The following is an 18,291-nucleotide window of genomic DNA, read 5'->3' on the forward strand; positions in this document are numbered from 1 at the left end:
GCCTACGATGTGCGCGGGGGATGGGGATCCACAACTGTCGCCGTGTCGTGCGCCCAGGGGCGGACGGGACGTCGGTGAGGCCTGTTCCTCCCGAACGACCGCCACCACCACGGAGACAGACATGACGCGTCCTGCCCACGACCGCTCGAACGGACCCGCCGGCGGGCCGGAGGCTTCCCGGGACGACGTCCTGCTCGACGCCGCCCACTCCGGGGACGCCGCGGCCCTGCGGGCGCTCCGGGAGCGGTACCACGGCACGGCCCTGGCCGTGGCGCGGTCGCGCACCGGCAGCGCGGCGGAGGCAGAGCGTCTCGCCGAAGCGGCCCTCGGGCGGGTCGAGCAGATCATCGGCGAGGGCGGCGGACCGCGCGCCTTCCTCGGTGCCTTCGTCGTGTGGATGGTCGGCCGCGAGGCCGACGGCGGCACGCGCCCGGTCGCGCTGCCGGACGACCCCGCCGACCCCACGTCCCTGGTCCGCGTCTTCAGCGGACTGCCCGCCGAGTGGCAGGGCGTGCTCTGGCGCACCGAGGTGCTGGGGCAGAGCCCGCGCCGGGCCGCGGCGGCCCTGGGACTCGGCGCCGTGGCGGCCGCGGGCCTGCACCGGGACATGGTCCGGGGGCTCCGGGGGCTCTACGGCCGGGCGGCGGCGGAGCGCCCGGCGGGACCGGAGTGCGCAGAGTTCTCCGCGGAGCTCGCCCACTTCGTCCGCGGCACCCGCGGACAGCGGAGCCGGGGCGACGTCAAGGCCCACCTGGACGGGTGCGCCCGCTGCACCGCCGAGTACCTGAGCCGCCAGGACGTCGGGACGGGCCTGCGGACCTGGACCCTCCCCGTGCTGGCCGGCCTGCCCCTGTGGGGCACCGAGGCCCTCGAGCTCGCCGGGCTCGTCGCGGGGACCCGCACCGGGGCGGCTGCCGCGACGGGACCGGGCGCCGCCGCGGCGGGGGCGGCAGGTGCCGGTGCCGTGGCGGCCGGAGCCGGTGCCGCGGCGGCCGGTGCGGACGCCACCGGTCCCCGCACGATCGGCGCGGCGGGCGCCTCCGTGTGGTCCGGCCGCCGGGCGAAGGTCCTCCTCGGGGCCGGTGCCCTCGCGACCGCCGTGGCCGTCGCCGCCGTGGGCGTGTCCGGCGGCGGGGACCCGGTGCCCGCCGCGGGCGGACCGGCCGCCGAGCGGGCGCCGCGCACCGCCCAGGACCTGGAGCGGGCCGGCGCCGGCGATCCCGCAACCCGCGACCCCGGGACCGGTGACGCTGAGTCCGGTGACCCTGGGTCCGGTGGCTCCGCGGCGGGTGCCGCGCGGGCGGAGGCGGACGGGACCGGCTCCGAAGGCGCGGCACCGGGCCGCCCGCAGGGCCCGGGCCCTGCGGTGGCCTCCGGCGAGGGCCCGGTGGAGGCGGCGCCCGGGACGATCTCGGGCGGTGCGGGCCCGGAGCTCGCGGCGCTGGTCGCGGGCAGCGGATCCGGCCGAGCGGGAGCCGCGGCGGCCGAGGAGGGGCGCACCTCCGCGAAGGTGCCCGGGTCCTCCGCGGACCGCGGCGCCGCCCGGCCGGGAGCCGCCGCGCAGCGGCCGGCGTCCGGGAGCGGTGCCGCGGAGACCGGGGCACCCGGAGCCGCGTCCTCCGCCGGTCCCGTGCGGCAGGCCGCGTCCGGGACCGCCCCGAGCGGTCCGCCGCCGGCCCGGACCGGCACCCCGTCTCCCGCCGCCTCCCCGGCGCGGGAGACCGCCGCCCCGGCCCCCGCGCTGCCGACCTCCCTGCCCACCCTGGAGGCCGGTCCCGCGCCGCTCCGGGCGCCCGCGCCGGTGACCGCGACGCCGGCCGACCCGGCACGCACCGGCACCGCTCCCGCACGCCGGTCCCCGCACGCCGAGGTCCGGACCCCACGCCAGGGGCAGGCCGAGCGCGGATGGCGTCCGTGGGAGCGGAGCTGGGACCACGACGGCCGCGACCGCCACCACGAGCGGGGACGGGACGACCGGCGCGGCGGCCGGGGCGGGGAAGGCGACCGCCGGGGCTGACCCGGTGAGCGCATGGGTGCGCGCCCGGTCCGTCCGTGGGCACCGCTCCCACCGGCACTCCGGTCTGCCTGTATGACGAACGGGAACGGCTCGTGACGGGGGTGCGTGCCGCCCTCCGCCGCGGCGCTCTACGATGGGGCCGGGGGACCGGGGGTCCGCAGTCAGCCACCGCGCGCCGTCGGCGTGCGCGTCGTCATCGAGATCGCCGGGGGGCGGGGACCCCGCGGCACCGCTCCCGGGTCGCCCGCACCGCACGGTGACCGAGCTTCCCGAGACCCACGGAGATCCCATGACGCGCACGTCCGAGCCGCTCGCCCAGGGGCGCACCCCGCGCACCGACGAGGAGCTGCTCGCCGCGGTGCGGGCGGGGCAGCCCGATGCCTTCCCGGACCTGCGGGACCGGCACTGGCACACCGCCGTGGTCGTGGCCCGGCTCCACACCCCGAGCCGCCAGGACGCGGAGCAGCTGGCGGGCACCGCCGTCGACCAGGTGCTCGCGGAGATCGGCGGCGCGGATCCCGGCGCGGACACGGCGGAGAACGAGAAGAAGGCCGAGAACGAGGAGAGGGGCCCGACCGAGGACAGCGCCGCGCACGCGGCGGGCGGGTCCGGCCGGGGCGTCTTCCTGCGGGCGCGGCTGGTCGCCGTCGTCGGCCGGGCCGGCGTGGAGCGGGAGCCCGCCGCCGAGACCGTCGCCGGCATCTTCCTCCGCCTCTCCGCCTCCTGGCAGGCCGTGCTGTGGCACCTCGAGATCGAGGCGCTCGACCTCGAGCGGACCGCCGCGGTGCTCGGGCTGAGCCCGGCCGCCACCACGGCCCTGCACCTCGAGGCCCGCGCCGGGCTGCGAGCGGCGTACCGGCGGGCCCGGCTGGAGCTCCCCGGCGTCGACGGGTGCAGCGAGTGCGCGGCGGACCTCGGCGCCTTCGCCGACGGCGGCCTGTCCGCCGAGCGGACGCAGGCCGTGCAGTCCCACCTCGCCGAGTGCGCCCGCTGCACCGCCGACCACCTCTACCTGCAGGACACCGAAGCGGGCCTGCGCGGCTGGTTGCTGCCCGTGCTCGCCGGGGTCCCGCTGTGGGACACCCGCACCGACGAGGTCGTGGAGCTGGTCCGGACCGCGGGACGGATCAGCGCGGGACGACTGGGCGCGGCTCCGGGCACCGACGTGGCCGGCGGTGCCCTCGCCGCGGTCCACGTCTCCCGGCGGGGACGGAAGGTGCTGCTCGGCGCCGGCGCCCTGGCGGCCGCCGCGGCGCTCGCCGGTGTCGCCGTGACGGGCTCCGGGGGATTCGGCGACGGGACCACTCAGGCCATGGGAGGCCGCGGCGGGTCCGGCACGACCGCCACGGTCCCGTCCCCACCCCCCGCGTCCTCCGGTGCCGCCGACAGCGAGCAGACCCCGGCCCGCGGCCCGGGTCCGGCGGCACCTGCCGGCGGCGACCTCGTGCTGTCCCTGCCAACCTCCGAGCCGTCTGCCGGTCCGCTGACCGAGGACGCGGCCGAGGCGCGCACCGCGCGGGCGAGCAGCGGCACGATCGTCACCGCCGCCACCGCCCCGGGGCGGACCGCGGGGGCCCGGGAGGCCGGCGAGGGCTCCGGCGGGCCCACCGGCCGGGGGACGGCGGCGGGCCCCGGCACGCAGCGCAGCACCGAGGCGGACGGTCGTGCGCCGCGGCCCACGGCGGCACCCGCGGACGAGGCAGGGTCCCCGGGGCCGGGGTCCCCTGCCGGGGGCGGCGCCGACGGCGGCAGCGCTGCCGCGCCCCCCGCGCAGGGCGGTGGCACGCCGACCGGCGGATCCCGCGACGAGCAGCCCCCCGCGACCGCCGGACCCGGGGCGCCGGCGCCCGGGGCTCCGGCGCCCGGAACTCCAGCGCCCGGAACTCCAGCGCCGGAAACTCCGGCGCCGGAAACTCCGGCGCCGGGAACTCCGGCACCCGAGGATCCGGTCGCGGGGACCCCGGGGACCCAGCCCCCGGCGTCCGGGGCGCCCGTCCTCGGCAGCCCGGCGACCGAGGCGCCCGGGCCCGACGCACCCGGGGCCGGAACCCCGGGCCCGACGGCTCCGGTCGAGGCGCCCCCGGAGGCAGAGAACTCGGCGGCGGAGGCCCCGGCGGCGGAGACCCCCGCGTCCGGCCTCCCGGCGTCACAGCCCCCGGCGACAGGAGCGCCCGCCGCCGGGACCCCCGCGCCCGGCGGGGACGGCGGCGGCCCCACGGCGTGACCGCATCCCGCTCCGGAGGGGGGTGGGAACTCCACGGGAGTCCGCTGGGAGACCACTGGACGCTGCCCGGCGCGGGAAGACCCGTGGCCCGGACGCGGTTGTGCTCAGTGGAGAACCCCTGTCCCCGATGAAGGAGCCACCCCCGCCATGCACCACCACAACAACGGGCTCAAGACCGTCCTGCTCCTCGGCGGCCTCTGGGCGGTGCTGCTGGCCATCGGGTGGTTCGTGGCGAGCGGAACGGGCAGCAGCGTCTTCATCTGGGTCTTCGCCCTGATCGGACTGGCCTCGACGGCGTACAGCTACTGGAACAGCGACAAGCTCGCGCTGCGCTCCATGCGGGCCATCCCCGTCACCGAGCAGCAGGCCCCCGGGTACTACCGCATCGTGCGGGAGCTGTCGCACCGGGCGGGACGGCCGATGCCGCGCCTGTTCATCGCACCGACCCTGAGCCCCAACGCGTTCGCCACCGGGCGGAACCCGGAGAACGCGGCGGTCTGCGTGACCGAGGGCATCCTCCAGATGCTCGACGAGCGCGAGCTGCGCGGCGTGCTCGGCCACGAGCTGATGCACGTCTACAACCGGGACATCCTGACGTCCTCGATCGCCGCCGCCGTCGCCGGCATCATCACCTCGGCCGCCCAGTTCCTCCAGTTCACGGCCATCTTCGGCGGCGGCCGGGACGGCGACCGGGGCAACCCGCTGGTGGGCCTGCTGCTGGCCTTCCTGGCGCCGCTCGCCGCGACCGTCATCCAGCTCGCGGTCTCCCGCACGCGCGAGTACGACGCCGACGAGGACGGTGCGCGGCTCACCGGGGACCCGCTGGCGCTCGCCTCGGCCCTGCGCAAGATCGAGACGGGCACCAGCGCCCGGCCGCTGAACCCCGCCGACCAGAAGCTCGTCAACACCTCGCACCTGATGATCGCCAACCCCTTCCGGGGCGGCGCGGCGAGCCTGTTCCGCACCCACCCGCCGACCGCGGACCGCGTGGCCCGGCTCGAGGGCATGGCGGGGATCGGCCGCCGCTGACCTCGCGCGCGCCGGGGGAGACCCCGCCGTGGGGCGATCGCCCCACGGCGTCCGCCGGCCGCTGCGGCATCCGTCCGATGCGGCCGCGACCCCCGGATTCCTAGGCTGGAGCCGTCCCAGCAGATCGGGGGAGGTCTCCACCATGAACACCCAGCACATCGAGACGCTCGTCATCGGGGCCGGCCAGGCCGGCCTCGCCACGGGGCGGCACCTGCAGCGGCTCGGGCGGCCGTTCCTCGTCGTGGACTCCCAGGACCGGGTGGGGGACACCTGGCGGCGCCAGTGGGACAGCCTGCGCCTCTACACGCCCGCCCGGTACGACGGCCTGCCCGGTCTCCCCTTCCCCGCCGACCCCTGGTCCTTCCCCGGCAAGGACGAGGTCGCCGCCTATCTCGAGAGCTTCGCCCTGCACTGGGACCTCCCCGTGCGCACGAGCACCACGGTCGAGTCCGTGGCGGCCCGCCCCGGCGGCGGCTACACGGTGTCCCTCGGCGGGGACACGATGACCTGTGACCACGTGGTGGTCGCGACCGGGACGTTCGGCCGTGCGCCGTCCGTCCCGCCGTTCGCGCAGGACCTCGACCCCGCCATCCTCCAGCTGCACTCCAGCGAGTACCGCCGGCCGGAGCAGCTGCGGCCCGGGAGGGTGCTCGTGGTCGGCGCCTCCCACTCGGGCACGGACATCGCCTACGAGCTCGCCCGCACCCACGAGACCGTCCTGTGCGGACGGGACCCCGGCCAGCTGCCCGTCCGGCTGGAGTCCCGCAGGGCGCGGGTCGCGCTGCCACTGCTGCTGTTCCTGGGACGCCACGTGCTCACCCGCCGCACCCCGCTCGGACGCCGGGCGATGGCCCACGTCCGGTTCCACGGCGCTCCCATGCTGCGGGTCAAGCGGGAGGACCTGCAGGAGCGCGGGGTGCGGCGGGTCACGGACCGCGTCACCGGGGTCTCCGGAGGACTGCCCGTGGTGGGGGAGCATCCGGTGGAGGTCGAGAACGTGGTCTGGTGCACCGGCTTCCGGCAGAGCCTCGGCTGGCTTCCGCCGGGGGTCCTCGACGACAGCGGCTGGCCCCGGGAGTTCCGGGGCGTGGCCCAGGACTCCCCGGGGCTGTACTTCTGCGGACTGAGCTTCCAGTACTCCTTCACCTCCATGCTCCTGCCGGGCGTCGGCCGCGACGCCGAGCACATCGCCCGGCAGATCGCCCGGCGTGCCGCCGGGACGGCGTCCGCGCGGTCCCGGCGACCGCTTCCCGCCCAGCACCGGGGACTATCCTCGGGAGGTGGGGGAGGTGCCCATGGGAGTCGTCGAGGATCTCGCCCGGGCCCGGCAGGCGTACGAGCGCCGTGAGTGGGTCGCGGCGTACGACGCGCTGTCCGGCGCGGACGAGGCCGCCGTGCCGGCCGAGGACTTCACCCGGCTCGCCACCACGGCCTACCTGCTGGGGCGGCTGAACGACTTCATCCAGGCCATGCAGCGGGCCTACACCGCGCACGCCGCGGCCGGGGAGACCCTGGCGGCCGTCCGGTGCGCCGTCCAACTGGCGATGGTGCTGCTCACCAGCGGGGAGGGCGCCGTCGCCGGCGGATGGACGGCACGGGCCCAGCGCATGCTCGCCGACGTGGACGGCGACGTCGTCGAGCGCGGCCAGGTGCTGGCCCCGGTCATGCTCCGCCACGTCCTGGACCAGGAGTACGACCGGGCGCACGAGCTGGCCGTGCAGGTCACCGACTACGGCCGCCGGTACGACGACGCGGACCTGCTCGCCACCGGGCTCAACGTCCAGGGCCGGCTGCTGATGTACGCCGGGAGGGTCCCCGAGGGCCTCGCCCTGCTCGACGAGGCGATGATCGGCATCTCCACCGGGGAGGTCTCCCCGATCGTGGCGGGGTCGACCTACTGCTCGCTGGTCGAGGCATGCCAGGAGGTCTCCGACGTCGGCCGGGCGGCCGAGTGGACCGCGGCCCTCACCGGCTGGATCGAGGCCCAGCCCGGGCTCGTCGCCTTCACGGGACAGTGCGCGGTCCACCGGGGGCAGATCATGCGGCTGCGGGGGGCCTTCCCCGAGGCGGTGGAGGAGTTCCGGCTGGCGGTGGAGCGCTACGAGCGGATCGGGACGCCGGGTCCCGCCGGTCTGGCCATGGACGAGTGCGGCGGTGTGCTGCGCGTGCTCGGCGACCTGCCGTCCGCCGAGGCGGCCTACGCGCGGTCCATCCGCTTCGGCCACGACCCGCAACCGGGACTGGCCCTGCTCTGGCTCGCCCGCGGCCGGACCGCCGACGCCCTGGCCGCGGTGCGGCGGCTGCTGGCCGAGCCGCGCGACCCGGTGCACCGGTCCCGGCTGCTGCCGGCCGCGGTCGAGGTCCTCCTGGCCGGGGACGCGGTGGAGGAGGCGGACGCACTGAGCCGGGAGCTGGCCGCCCTCGCGGAGTCCTTCGGGTGCGCCGGTCTGCGGGCCATGGCCCACCACGCGCGCGGAGGCGTGCTGCTCGCGCTGGACCGCCCCGCCGAGGCCCTGACCGAGCTGCGCGCGGCGATGCTCGGCTGGCAGCGGCTGGAGGCGCCCTACGAGACCGCCCGCGCCCGGGTGCTCGTCGGCGCCGCCCTGCGCGCCCTCGGCGACATCCGCTCCGCCCGTGCCGAACTGGGCGCGGCGCGGCAGGTCTTCCACGAGCTCGGTGCCGCCGCGGACGAGGCGGAGGCGGCGCGGCAGTGCGGTCCGGCGGCCCCGCACGGACTCACGGACCGCGAGGTGGAGGTCCTCCGGCTGGTGGCGACCGGCAGGACCAACCCCGAGATCGCCGCCGAGCTGTTCCTGAGCGAGAAGACGGTCTCGCGCCACCTGTCGAACATCTTCACCAAGCTGGACGTGCAGACCCGCACCGCCGCCGCGGCGTTCGCGTTCGGCCACGGGCTCGTCTGAGCACCGGCGCGCCCGCCGGGGGACGGGCCCGCCGGGTCAGCGGTAGTTGATGAACTGCAGGTCCACCTCGAGCTCCGCGCCCTTCAGGAGCGTGATGACGTCCTGGAGGTCGTCGCGGGACTTCGACGACACCCGGAGCTCGTCGCCCTGGATGGTGGCCTTGACGCCCTTGGGGCCCTCGTCGCGGATGAGCTTGGTGATCTTCTTCGCCTGGTCCTGGGCGATGCCCTCCTTCACGGAGGCCTCGATCCGGTACTCCTTGCCCGAGGCGAAGGGCTCCCCGGCGTCGAGGGACTTCAGGGAGATGCCACGCTTGACCAGCTTCGACTGGAAGACGTCGAGCACCGCGGTGACGCGCTCCTCGGAGTTCGCCTTCATGAGGATCTTCTCGCCGGAGAAGTCGATCTCGGCGCCCACGCCCTTGAAGTCGTAGCGCTGCGCGATCTCCTTCTGGGCCTGGTTGAGGGCGTTGGACACCTCCTGCTTGTCGACCTTGCTGACGACGTCGAACGAGGAATCGCTGGCCATGCTGCCTCCTGTGCTGGGATCGTGGACGGGCGGCGGGCGGCCCGTGGGACTGCCCTCCAGCTTACCGGGCGAGCCCGTCACCGTTTCGTGACCTGCGCTCAAGGAACCGTTCAGGTCGGTCTCCCAGGATGGCGGCATGAGCACACCCCAGGGCCACGACGACGTGGTTCCCGTCCCGGGCCGGGCCCGGCGCGGCGGCGCCGTCGCGGCGACCGCGCTGGCGGCGGTCCTGCTGATGGGCATCGGGCTGGCCCCGGCGGCCACCGCGGCCGAGCCGACGCCGCAGCTGCGGCCGGGCGCCGGCGCCGCGGCCGCCGAGCGGACCGGCTCCGAGATCGACCCGGAGGTGGCGCAGCGGCTGCTCGGCGTCGCCGAGGACCTCGCGGAGGCGGTCACCCACGGCGAGATCACCGCTGAGCAGGCCACCAAGTTCCTCCGGCATGTCTGCGCGCGGCTGGTGCCCTGACCGGTCGCGGCAATTTCGCATCGCGGCGGATCTTCTGTACTGTTGAACTGCTCCCGCACGCGGGGGCGGCCACCACCGGTCCGGACGGGCCGGCGGCAGCACCCCGGCAGATTACCCGAGCGGCCAAAGGGGGCTGACTGTAAATCAGCTGGCAATGCCTACGGGGGTTCGAATCCCTCATCTGCCACGAACGACGGCGCGAAGGCCCCGGTCCGACAGGACCGGGGCCTTCCGCATGTCCGCGGTCCTGTCCGGGCAGTCCCCTGCGGCCGGGACGCCACCGTCCGTCCGGGCCGCGCCCCGTGCCGCCGGAGGGCGGTGCGTCCCGCGGCGGGACGGCCCCGCGCACACCCCGGGCGCGCAGTCCGCATCCCCCGAACCGGGGACACCGGGCGCGGCCCGCCGCGCCGTGTCAGCCTTAACAATTGCTAAGAAGATGAATACCCTTGTAGCTTGAGGCGACAGCATCATCCGGCCACGTGCCAGCACACCCCGAGCCGGCACGTCGGGACCCCCTACACCGGATGACCCGCAGCACGACCGCCCCCGCAGCGCACCCGCCGGCACGCGACGCCGAGGAGGCCGGGACGGCCCGTGCCGCGCGCTGGTACCCCAGGGGCAGGCCCGGGGTTCTGAATGACTTGAGGAGACAGACCGATATGACTGCTGTGAAGAAGTGGGTGGCCGCGGGTTCGTCGGCTGCCGTCCTGGCCGGAGGCCTGTTCCTGGGCGCCCCCGCCGCCCACGCCGACACCTGCGTGGCCCCCGCCGCCAGCACCACGGTGAGCAACCTGGTCACCGCGGCCGACCACCTCTACGACACGGGTGCGCACTTCAACTCGCTCGTCACGGACCAGCAGGTCCTGGCCCAGCTGCAGACGCAGCAGGCCGTGCTGGAGGACGCCATCGTGAACGACGACACCATGGACCGCGCCCGGGCCGCCTGGACCGAGATCCTCAACCTGCAGAAGGCCTACGCCGCCTCGACGGACGACCCCGCCGTGGACGAGGCCTACGCGGCCAGCTCGGCCGCCGCCGCGAACTTCCAGACCGCCGCCACGGAGGCCCGCGCCCAGGGCGAGGTCTTCATGGAGGACGGCGCGGATCTCGTGGCGCTGTTCCAGAACAACTGCGACGTCCTGGGCACCGGCACGGACGGTGCCGGTTCCGGGGACTGGGACGACTCCGACGACTGGACCGGTGCGGGCACCGACACGGGTGCCGGGATGAACCAGGGCATCAACATGCAGACCGCCGAGGAGGGCGGGCTCAGCACGGGTGTGCTGGCCGGCCTGCTCGCCGCCGGCGCGGCCGTGGCCGGGGCCGTCGCCTTCCGGGTCCGCCGCGGGCGCGCCTGATCCAGCACCGCTGACCGCCCTGGTGCCGCGTTCGCGCGGCACCAGGGCGGCGCCGTCTCCCCAGCCGACCCCGGAGGACCACCGCATGGACGCACCCGCCCCGGAGCGCGCCTCCCGCCGCGGTGCGAGCACGCGCTGGGCCGCCGCCGGACTCGGCGCCGCGGCGGTGCTCTCCGCGGTGCTCCTGACGGACCCGTGGGGCGCGGACGGCCCCGACGCCGGAGCCCCGGCCGCGACGGCGACGGCCCCGGCGGAGAACCGCCCGTCGACCCCGGCGGCGACGCCCCGGCTCTCCCCGTCCGCCGGGACGGAGCCGGACCGGCCCGCCGCGGCGGCCCCCGTGCGGCTGACCGTCGAGGACGCCGGGTTCGACGTCGCGGTCCTGCCGCTGGCGCCCAGCGAGCAGGAGCTGGCCTCGGAGCTGCTGGTCCCGCCGGACACCCTGGACGGCTACTGGCTCACCCCGTACGGCGTGCCGGGGGAGGGCTCGGAGAACACCACCTACATCACCGGCCACAGCTGGGAGGGCCGGGACGCCCCGTTCAACCGGCTGAGCGACCCCGGTCTGGTGGGCAGCGAGGTCGAGGTCCGGACGGCCACCGGGACCCTGGAGTACGTGGTGGACTCCGTGGTCACCCACGACAAGACCACCCTCAAGGACAGCGACATCTGGCGGATCGTGCCGGACCGGCTGGTCATCGTCAGCTGCTACACCGAGGACCTGTGGGGCAAGAACGTCGTCCTCACGGCGTCCCCGGCCTGAGCCCGGCCGGGCCGCCCGGCCAGGAGCCGGACACCGGCGCCGAACCCCGCGGCCGGGCACGGCGGGAGGGGGTGCGGCAGCCCTCCTGCCCGCCCGGTCTTGAGCCGGCAGTGAAATCCGGTGCCTCCGGGGGCGTCCGGGCCCTAGGCTGGAGTGCATGGCTACTGTTGACATCACCCAGGACACCCTGGGCCCGACCATCGCCGAGAACGACATCGTCCTGCTCGACTGGTGGGCCGAGTGGTGCGGACCCTGCAAGCAGTTCGCACCGACCTACGAGGCCGCCTCGGAGAAGCACGAGGACATCGTCTTCGGGAAGGTGGACACGGAGGAGCAGCAGATGCTCGCCGCGTCGGCCCAGATCTCGTCGATCCCCACCCTCATGGCCTTCCGCGAGGGCATCCTCGTGTTCTCCCAGCCCGGCGCCCTGCCCGCCTCGGCCCTCGACCAGGTCATCGACGCCGTGAAGGGCCTCGACATGGAGGAGGTCCGCGCGGAGGTCGCCAAGCAGTCCCAGGACGCGACCAACGCCTGAGCGCGGCACCGCGACCGCACGACCACGCCGAGCACGACGACGCCGGGCCCCACCTCCGAGGAGGTGGGGCCCGGCGTCGTCGTGCGCGGGGCGTGCGCCCGGCGCCGTCGCGGCTCAGACGACGCCGGCGACGCCGAACAGCGAGCCGAGCGCGAAGGTGGCCACCAGGGCCAGCGCCCCGCCCACCACGACGCGCAGCACCGCGCGGCCCTGCTGCGGGGTGTCGCCGAGCCGGGCGCCGAGCCAGCCGGTGGCCGCCAGCGCGGCGAGCACGGCCACGAAGGTCACGGGGATCCGCCAGGCCTCCGGCGGCAGCAGGATCGCCAGCATGGGCAGCGCCGCCCCGACCAGGAAGGCCAGCGCGGAGGCGACCGCCGCCCCCCACGGGCTGACGATGTCGTCCTCGTCGATGTTGAGCTCCGCGTCGAGGTGCGCCGCCAGGGCGTCGTGCTCGGTGAGCTCCACGGCCACCTGCCGGGCCGTCCCCGCGGACAGCCCCTTGGACTCGTAGATCCCCGCGAGCTCCTGCAGCTCGGCCTCGGGCATGTCGACCAGCTCCTGCCGCTCCTTCTCGATCAGGGCCCGGTGCGAGTCCGCCTGGCTGGACACGGAGACGTACTCGCCCTGGGCCATGGACAGGGCACCGCCGACCAGGGCCGCGCCGCCGGCCAGCAGGATCGCGCTGGTGCTCGTCGTGGCGCCGGCCACGCCGACCACCACCGCCGCCACCGAGACGATGCCGTCGTTGGCGCCCAGGACCCCGGCGCGCAGCTTGTTCATCCGCTCGGTGTAGCCCGCACCGTGCGGCTCCTCGATCACGTGTTCGGTCGTCATGGCTCCATTCAACGCCCGCGGGCCCCGCCGTGCCAGCAAGGACAGGGTGTCCTCACCGGCGCCGGTGGTCCTCCGGGTGCAGCCGCGGGGCGAAGGAGGGCTTGCGGAAGCCCGAGGCGCGCAGCAGGCGCACCACCCGCTGCCGGTCGCCCCGCCAGGGCTCCAGCAGCTCGAGCATCCGGCGGTCGTCGCCGGGGCGCCGGTCGAAGAACCAGCACACCGTGTCCGCCAGGTGGAAGTCGAAGACGCTGACCGAGTCCGGGTCCCCGTGGGTGCACTGGACGATCTCCGCGACCGTCCAGGGCCCGAGCCCGGGGACGGAGCGCAGCGCGCGGTGCAGCTCGGCGTCCAGGGGAGCACGGCCCAGGCGCTCGAGGGCGGCGGCCCGCTCCGCCACGCGCCGGACCGTGGCGGCCCGGGCGCCGTCCACGCCCGCCCGGTGCCACTCCCACGCCGGCACCCGCCGCCAGGCCTCGGCGGCCGGGGGGACCCGCATCCCCTCCGGGGCGGGGCCCGGGGCGGGCTCGCCGTGGCGCCGCACGAGCTGCCGGTGCGCGGCCACGGCCTCGCGCACGGTGACGCGCTGCTCCAGCACCGAGAGCACGGCGCGGTCCAGCACCCGGCCGGTCGAGGGCAGCCGCAGCCCCGGGTGGTGGTGCCGGGCCGTGCGCAGCCGGTGGGGCAGCGCCCGGAACGCGTCCGAGGCCTCGAACCGCTCCCACGCGTCCTCCGCGCCCGCCCAGCGCGGTGCCTCGCGGAGGAACTCCTCGGCGCCCGGGCCCCAGGCCCGCACGTGCACGGGCCGCTGCAGGGGGCGGCCGGCCCCGGTGCGGGAGAAGCGGGCCGTGACCGGGCCCGCCGCGGTGCGGGCCGTGACCCACACGACGTCGGGAGCCGCGACCCGGACCAGGGGGTCGGCGCTGCCGCGGCCCAGCACGCCCAGCGTCTGGCCCAGGTGCAGGGCGCCCTCCGGGTCCCACACGAGCTCGGCGTCCGGGCCGGCCGGGTGCCGGCGGGCGGGCGGGGGAGCGGTGAGGGCCATGAGACCATGATGGCAGTCCTGTCCGACGGCGCCCCGCCCCGAGGAGGCCATGCCCGCCACCGCGCTCCGCCGCCCCGCCCCGCCGGCCGGCCCCGTGCCGCTCACCGGGCGGGCACGGCTGGTGCCCCCGGCCGTGGGAGTGCTGGTCCTCGTGCTGTACCTGTGGTGGTCCCTGCTCCAGTGGCACCGCTGGGAGGTCCCCTCCTGGGACCTCGGGATCTTCACCCAGCTCGCCAAGTCCTACGCCGCCGGGCAGGGCCCCGTGGTGCACATCAAGGGCCACGGCGCGAACCTGCTGGGCGACCACTTCCACCCGATCCTGGTGCTGCTGGGCCCGGTCTACGCGCTGTTCCCCTCCGCGCTCACCCTGCTCGTGGTCCAGGACGTGCTCGTGGCCGTCTCCGCATGGGCCCTGACCCGGTGCGCGGTCCGGGCGCTGGGCGCGGCCCCGGGCGCGGCCCTGGGCCTGGCCTACGGCCTGAGCTTCGGGCTGCAGGCCGCCGTGTCCGTGCAGTTCCACGAGGTGGCCTTCGCCCTGCCGCTGCTGGTCCTCGCCCTCGGCGGCCTGGTGGAGCGGCGGTGGACGGCGGCCGCGCTGTGGGCCGCCCCCGTGGTGTTCGTCAAGGAGGACCTGGGCGTCACGGTCGCGGTGCTCGGCCTGGTGCTCGCCGGCCGCGCGCACCGGGAGGCGGGCGGGGACCGCCGGCCGGTGCTGCTGGGGCTGGCGCTCGCCGTGTGGGGCGCGGGCTGGTCGGTGCTCGCGGTGACCGTGGTGCTGCCCGCCCTCAGCCCGGACGGCCGGTTCGCGTACGCGGACCGGCTGGACCTCGCGGGTGCCGCCGCCGACCCTCTCGGGGCCCTGGTGTCCCTCGTGGTGCCGTCCCAGAAGGCGCTCACCTGGCTGACGGTGCTGGCCGTGGGGGCGGTGGTCGCGGTGCGCTCACCGCTGGCGCTCGTGGCGCTGCCCACGCTGCTCTGGCGGATGCTCTCCCCGAACCACGGCTACTGGGGCACGGGGTGGCACTACAGCGCCGTCCTCATGCCCGTCGTGCTCATGGCGCTGCTCGACGCCGTGCTGCTGCTGCGCGGCGGCCGGCTCCACCGGCTCGCCCGGGCCGCGCCGGCGCTGGCCCTCGTCGTCGCGCTCCTGCTCCTCCCGGGGCGCCCGCTGGCCGACCTCGCGGACCCCGCATCCTACCGGCCGGACCCGCGGGCGGACGCCAAGAGCGCGCTCGTCCGGGCCGTCCCGGAGGGCGCCGCGGTGGCCGCGGACCTGACGCTCCTGCACCACCTCGTGCCCCGCGCGCAGGTGCACTGGCTGGGCTCCGAGGGCGACCCCGCCCCGGAGTACGTGGTGGTCGACCGGATCGGCGCCACGTGGGGCGGGAATCCCCCGGAGGACGTCGCCGGCTGGGCCCGGCAGCGCTACGGCGCCGAGTACACGGTGGTGCGTGACGAGAAGCACCTCGTGCTGGTGCGCCGGCGGGGCTGAGCGCGCCGCCCGGTGCGCTAGACTGGTCGGACCGAATCCGGTCACTCCCTCACTTTCTCGTGCAACGCGATGCCATGACGCGCATCGTGTTCGGCGGCGGCCCGTGCCGCGCCGTGTCCGACGCTCCCGTCCCCGGACGGGGCTCCAAGTGGTTGGCAGGGACGTCCGGACACCCCGACCGTGGCCGACGCCCCCGGACCCGCTCCCGGGCCGCCACCAGCACAGATCACGAGGTATCTCTCCATGACCGTCGACACCCCCAGCACCGCCGGCACCGCCGAGGAGCACACCACCACCTTCGCCGAGCTCGGCATCGACCCCCGGGTGCTCGCCACCCTGGACGAGGTCGGCTACGAGAACCCCACGCCCATCCAGGCCGCCACCATCCCGGTGCTGCTGCAGGGCCAGGACGTGGTGGGCCTGGCCCAGACCGGCACCGGCAAGACCGCGGCCTTCGCCGTGCCCGCGCTGTCCCGGCTCGCCGAGCTCTCCGACGTCCACGGCGTCTCCCGCGACACGCAGGTCCTGGTGCTCGCCCCGACCCGCGAGCTCGCCCTCCAGGTCGGCGAGGCGTTCTCGTCCTACGCCACCCACCTCGAGGACTTCACCGTCCTGCCGGTCTACGGCGGCTCCCCCTACGGCCCGCAGCTGGCCGGTCTGCGCCGCGGCGCCCAGGTGGTCGTCGGCACGCCCGGCCGCGTGATCGACCACCTGAAGAAGGGGTCCCTGGACCTCTCCCACCTGCAGTACGTGGTGCTCGACGAGGCCGACGAGATGCTCCGGATGGGCTTCGCCGAGGACGTCGAGGAGATCCTCTCGCAGACCCCGGTCGAGAAGCAGGTGGCGCTGTTCTCCGCGACCATGCCCCCGGCCATCCGCAAGATCGCCAAGAAGTACCTGCGGGACCCGCAGGAGATCGCCGTCAAGGGCAAGACCACCACGGGCACCAACACCCGCCAGCGGTACCTGCAGGTCATGGGCTCCCACAAGATGGAGGCCATGACCCGGATCCTCGAGGTCGGGGACTACGACGGCGTCATCGTCTTCGTGCGCACCAAGGCCGCCACCGAGGAGGTCGCCGACCGGCTCAAGGCCCGGGGCTACGCGGCCGCCGCCATCAACGGCGACATCCCGCAGAACATGCGCGAGCGCACGGTCGAGGCCCTGCGCGAGGGCAAGATCGACGTCCTCGTGGCCACGGACGTGGCGGCCCGCGGTCTCGACGTCGAGCGGATCTCCCTCGTGGTCAACTACGACATCCCGCACGACACCGAGTCCTACGTGCACCGGATCGGGCGCACCGGCCGCGCCGGGCGCTCCGGCGAGGCGATCCTGTTCATGACCCCCCGGGAGAAGTACCTGCTGCGGGCGATCGAGAAGGCCACCCGCCAGCCCGTGGAGCTCATGCGGATGCCCTCCACGGAGGACGTGAACCAGACCCGCAAGGACAAGTTCGCCCAGCAGATCACGGACACCATGGAGTCCGAGGACCTCGCCCAGTTCCGGGAGCTCGTGGAGCAGTACCAGGCCGAGCACGACGTCGACGCGGTGGAGATCGCCGCCGCGATCGCCGTGATGGCCCAGGACGGTCGGCCCTTCTTCGTGGAGGAGCTGCCCGAGCCGGTGCAGCGCACCCGTGACCGGGACCGCCCGGGACGGGACGGCGACGACCGGCCGCGCCGCGAGCCGCGCACCGAGAAGGGCATGGCCACCTACCGGCTGTCCGTCGGGCACCGGCACCGCGTCTCGCCGGGATCCGTGGTCGGAGCCCTCACCAACGAGGGCGGCCTGAGCGGCGAGCAGATCGGGGCGATCGACATCCGCTCCACCCACACCCTGGTGGGCCTGCCCGAGAACCTGCCGGCCTCGACCCTCGACCGGCTCTCCCGCACGCGCATCAACGGTGAGCTCATCCAGCTCGAGGCCGACCGCGGCCCCGGCGGCGGCGGCCGGGGCCGGCCCCGCAGCACCTCGTCCTCCTACCAGGACCGGCCCCGCCGGGGCGGCGGGGCCCGCGGCGAGGACTCCCGCGGCGGCTACCAGGGCAAGCGGTCCGGGTTCTCCGCGGGGGACCGGGACGGCGACAAGCCGTTCCGCAAGCCGCGCCACAAGAAGTACTGAGCCCGGGGCGGGAATCCGCACCGGCACAGCAGGGGACGGGCCGCACGGCCCGTCCCCTGCGTCGTCCTCCTCGCGCGGAGGCCGCAGAGCCCGGCCGGTGGCCGGCGTGGTGAGTCGACGGCGGTGCCGAGGAGCGGGCCCGCGGGTGCCGGCGCTGCCCGCGGCCCGGCTGCCGGGCAGGCCGTCGGCGCGGGCACGGCCCCGGTCGCCCCGGGACGGGCGGCTGCGGTGCTCGCCGCGGGCGGGATCACGGGCTGTCGGCTGGGGCGCTCCCGTCCGCGGCGAGGGGAACGGGGGTCACCCAGACGGCCCGTGACTCCTCGGCCGGGATGACGACCGGCTCGGGCTCGCCGTCGAGGACAGCGGTGGTTCCCCCGTCGTCGTCGTGGCCCGTGACGGTCAGCGTGGTGCCCGGCGCGATCCCCTGGTCCCGCAGCCGGGCCAGGAGCCGTGGGTCGGCGTCCGAGACGCGGATGCTCCGGTAGACGCCCGGCGTCGTCCCGGAGAGCCGGGTGGTCCCGGGCGGGTGGCGGACGGCCCCGTCGGCCGTGGGGATGGGGTCGCCGTGCGGATCGGCGGTGGGGCGGCCGAGCCGGGCGTCGATGCGCTCGATCATGGCCTCGGAGGCGGCGTGCTCGAGGCGCTCCGCCTCCTCGTGGACCTCTTCCCAGGCGTAGCCGAGCGTGCTGACGAGGAAGGTCTCCAGCAACCGGTGGCGGCGCACCATGGCGATGGCGTGCTGCTCCCCGCGGGCGGTGAGCGTGACCGGCCGGTAGGGCCGGTACTCGACGAGTCCCTGGAGGGCCAGGCGCTTGACGGTGTCGGTGACGTTGGGGGCGGTGGTGCCCATGCGCTCGGCCAGGCCCTTGGTCGTGATCGGTGGGTCTCCCCACTCGGTGGCCGACCAGATGGCTTTGAGGTAGTCCTGGGCGACCGGGGTGATCTCGCTCGGGTCCATGGT

At 76.0% G+C, this 18,291-nt stretch carries 15 protein-coding genes and 1 tRNA gene; 12 read left to right on the forward strand and 4 right to left on the reverse strand.

Translation table 11 applies throughout. From position 1 onward, the window contains the following. Positions 1-121 precede the first annotated feature (121 nt). The 5 genes from QYM41_RS07070 (at position 122) to QYM41_RS07090 (ending at position 8,191) form a co-directional block, all read left to right on the forward strand. Positions 122-2,017 carry a hypothetical protein gene (locus QYM41_RS07070; protein WP_368799043.1) on the forward strand — a complete coding sequence of 632 codons (1,896 nt, stop codon included), beginning with the start codon at positions 122-124 and terminating at the stop codon, positions 2,015-2,017. A gap of 289 nt (positions 2,018-2,306) precedes the next feature. Beyond that, positions 2,307-4,241 (forward strand): zf-HC2 domain-containing protein, encoded by a 1,935-nt coding sequence (locus QYM41_RS07075; protein ID WP_368799044.1) that lies wholly within the window; start codon positions 2,307-2,309, stop codon positions 4,239-4,241. Positions 4,242-4,388: 147 nt separating this feature from the next. Continuing rightward, positions 4,389-5,270, forward strand: coding sequence for a zinc metalloprotease HtpX (gene htpX, locus QYM41_RS07080; protein WP_368799045.1), 882 nt, complete (start codon positions 4,389-4,391; stop codon positions 5,268-5,270). Positions 5,271-5,412: 142 nt separating this feature from the next. After that, complete coding sequence (locus QYM41_RS07085; protein ID WP_368799046.1) at positions 5,413-6,618, forward strand: flavin-containing monooxygenase; 1,206 nt, start codon at positions 5,413-5,415, stop codon at positions 6,616-6,618. Further along, the gene (locus QYM41_RS07090) at positions 6,566-8,191 is read left to right on the forward strand and encodes a LuxR C-terminal-related transcriptional regulator (RefSeq protein WP_368799047.1); all 1,626 of its coding nucleotides are present in this window, start codon (positions 6,566-6,568) and stop codon (positions 8,189-8,191) included. The genes QYM41_RS07085 and QYM41_RS07090 overlap by 53 nt, the downstream gene beginning before the upstream one ends. 36 nt (positions 8,192-8,227) lie before the next feature. Here QYM41_RS07090 and QYM41_RS07095 read toward each other — a convergent pair whose 3' ends face one another. Continuing rightward, positions 8,228-8,719, reverse strand: coding sequence for a YajQ family cyclic di-GMP-binding protein (locus QYM41_RS07095; protein ID WP_368799048.1), 492 nt, complete (start codon positions 8,717-8,719; stop codon positions 8,228-8,230). 136 nt (positions 8,720-8,855) lie between these two features. On the opposite strand from QYM41_RS07095, the gene QYM41_RS07100 reads away from it, so the two are divergent. The 5 genes from QYM41_RS07100 to QYM41_RS07120 all read left to right on the forward strand — a co-directional run bounded on the left by QYM41_RS07100 (position 8,856) and on the right by QYM41_RS07120 (position 11,841). Next, entirely contained in the window at positions 8,856-9,185 is a 330-nt protein-coding gene (locus QYM41_RS07100; protein ID WP_368799049.1) for a hypothetical protein, read from the forward strand. Between the two features lie 105 nt (positions 9,186-9,290). Further along, a tRNA-Tyr gene (locus QYM41_RS07105) sits at positions 9,291-9,372 on the forward strand. 472 nt (positions 9,373-9,844) lie between these two features. After that, positions 9,845-10,543, forward strand: a complete 699-nt coding sequence (locus QYM41_RS07110; RefSeq protein ID WP_368799050.1) for a hypothetical protein — start codon at positions 9,845-9,847, stop codon at positions 10,541-10,543. An 85-nt stretch (positions 10,544-10,628) separates the two neighbouring features. Further along, positions 10,629-11,306 carry a class F sortase gene (locus tag QYM41_RS07115; protein WP_368799051.1) on the forward strand — a complete coding sequence of 226 codons (678 nt, stop codon included), beginning with the start codon at positions 10,629-10,631 and terminating at the stop codon, positions 11,304-11,306. Between the two features lie 157 nt (positions 11,307-11,463). Beyond that, on the forward strand, positions 11,464-11,841 hold the full coding sequence (locus QYM41_RS07120; RefSeq protein WP_368799052.1) for a thioredoxin family protein: 378 nt from the start codon (positions 11,464-11,466) through the stop codon (positions 11,839-11,841). 114 nt (positions 11,842-11,955) lie between these two features. Here the strand turns inward: QYM41_RS07120 and QYM41_RS07125 are convergent, their stop codons facing one another. Continuing rightward, complete coding sequence (locus QYM41_RS07125) at positions 11,956-12,675, reverse strand: VIT1/CCC1 transporter family protein (RefSeq protein WP_368799053.1); 720 nt, start codon at positions 12,673-12,675, stop codon at positions 11,956-11,958. Positions 12,676-12,727: 52 nt separating this feature from the next. Beyond that, positions 12,728-13,717 (reverse strand): DNA-3-methyladenine glycosylase family protein, encoded by a 990-nt coding sequence (locus tag QYM41_RS07130; protein WP_368799054.1) that lies wholly within the window; start codon positions 13,715-13,717, stop codon positions 12,728-12,730. 49 nt (positions 13,718-13,766) lie between these two features. Between QYM41_RS07130 and QYM41_RS07135 the strand changes: the two genes are divergently transcribed. Beyond that, positions 13,767-15,209, forward strand: coding sequence for a DUF2079 domain-containing protein (locus tag QYM41_RS07135; RefSeq protein ID WP_368799055.1), 1,443 nt, complete (start codon positions 13,767-13,769; stop codon positions 15,207-15,209). Between the two features lie 243 nt (positions 15,210-15,452). Then, complete coding sequence (locus QYM41_RS07140; RefSeq protein ID WP_368799056.1) at positions 15,453-17,330, forward strand: DEAD/DEAH box helicase; 1,878 nt, start codon at positions 15,453-15,455, stop codon at positions 17,328-17,330. Between the two features lie 247 nt (positions 17,331-17,577). Here the strand turns inward: QYM41_RS07140 and QYM41_RS07145 are convergent, their stop codons facing one another. After that, positions 17,578-18,288 carry a metal-dependent transcriptional regulator gene (locus tag QYM41_RS07145; RefSeq protein ID WP_368799057.1) on the reverse strand — a complete coding sequence of 237 codons (711 nt, stop codon included), beginning with the start codon at positions 18,286-18,288 and terminating at the stop codon, positions 17,578-17,580. Positions 18,289-18,291: the final 3 nt, after the last annotated feature.

The organism is Kocuria oxytropis, from assembly GCF_040981195.1.
In the GTDB taxonomy this organism is placed as follows: domain Bacteria; phylum Actinomycetota; class Actinomycetes; order Actinomycetales; family Micrococcaceae; genus Kocuria; species Kocuria oxytropis.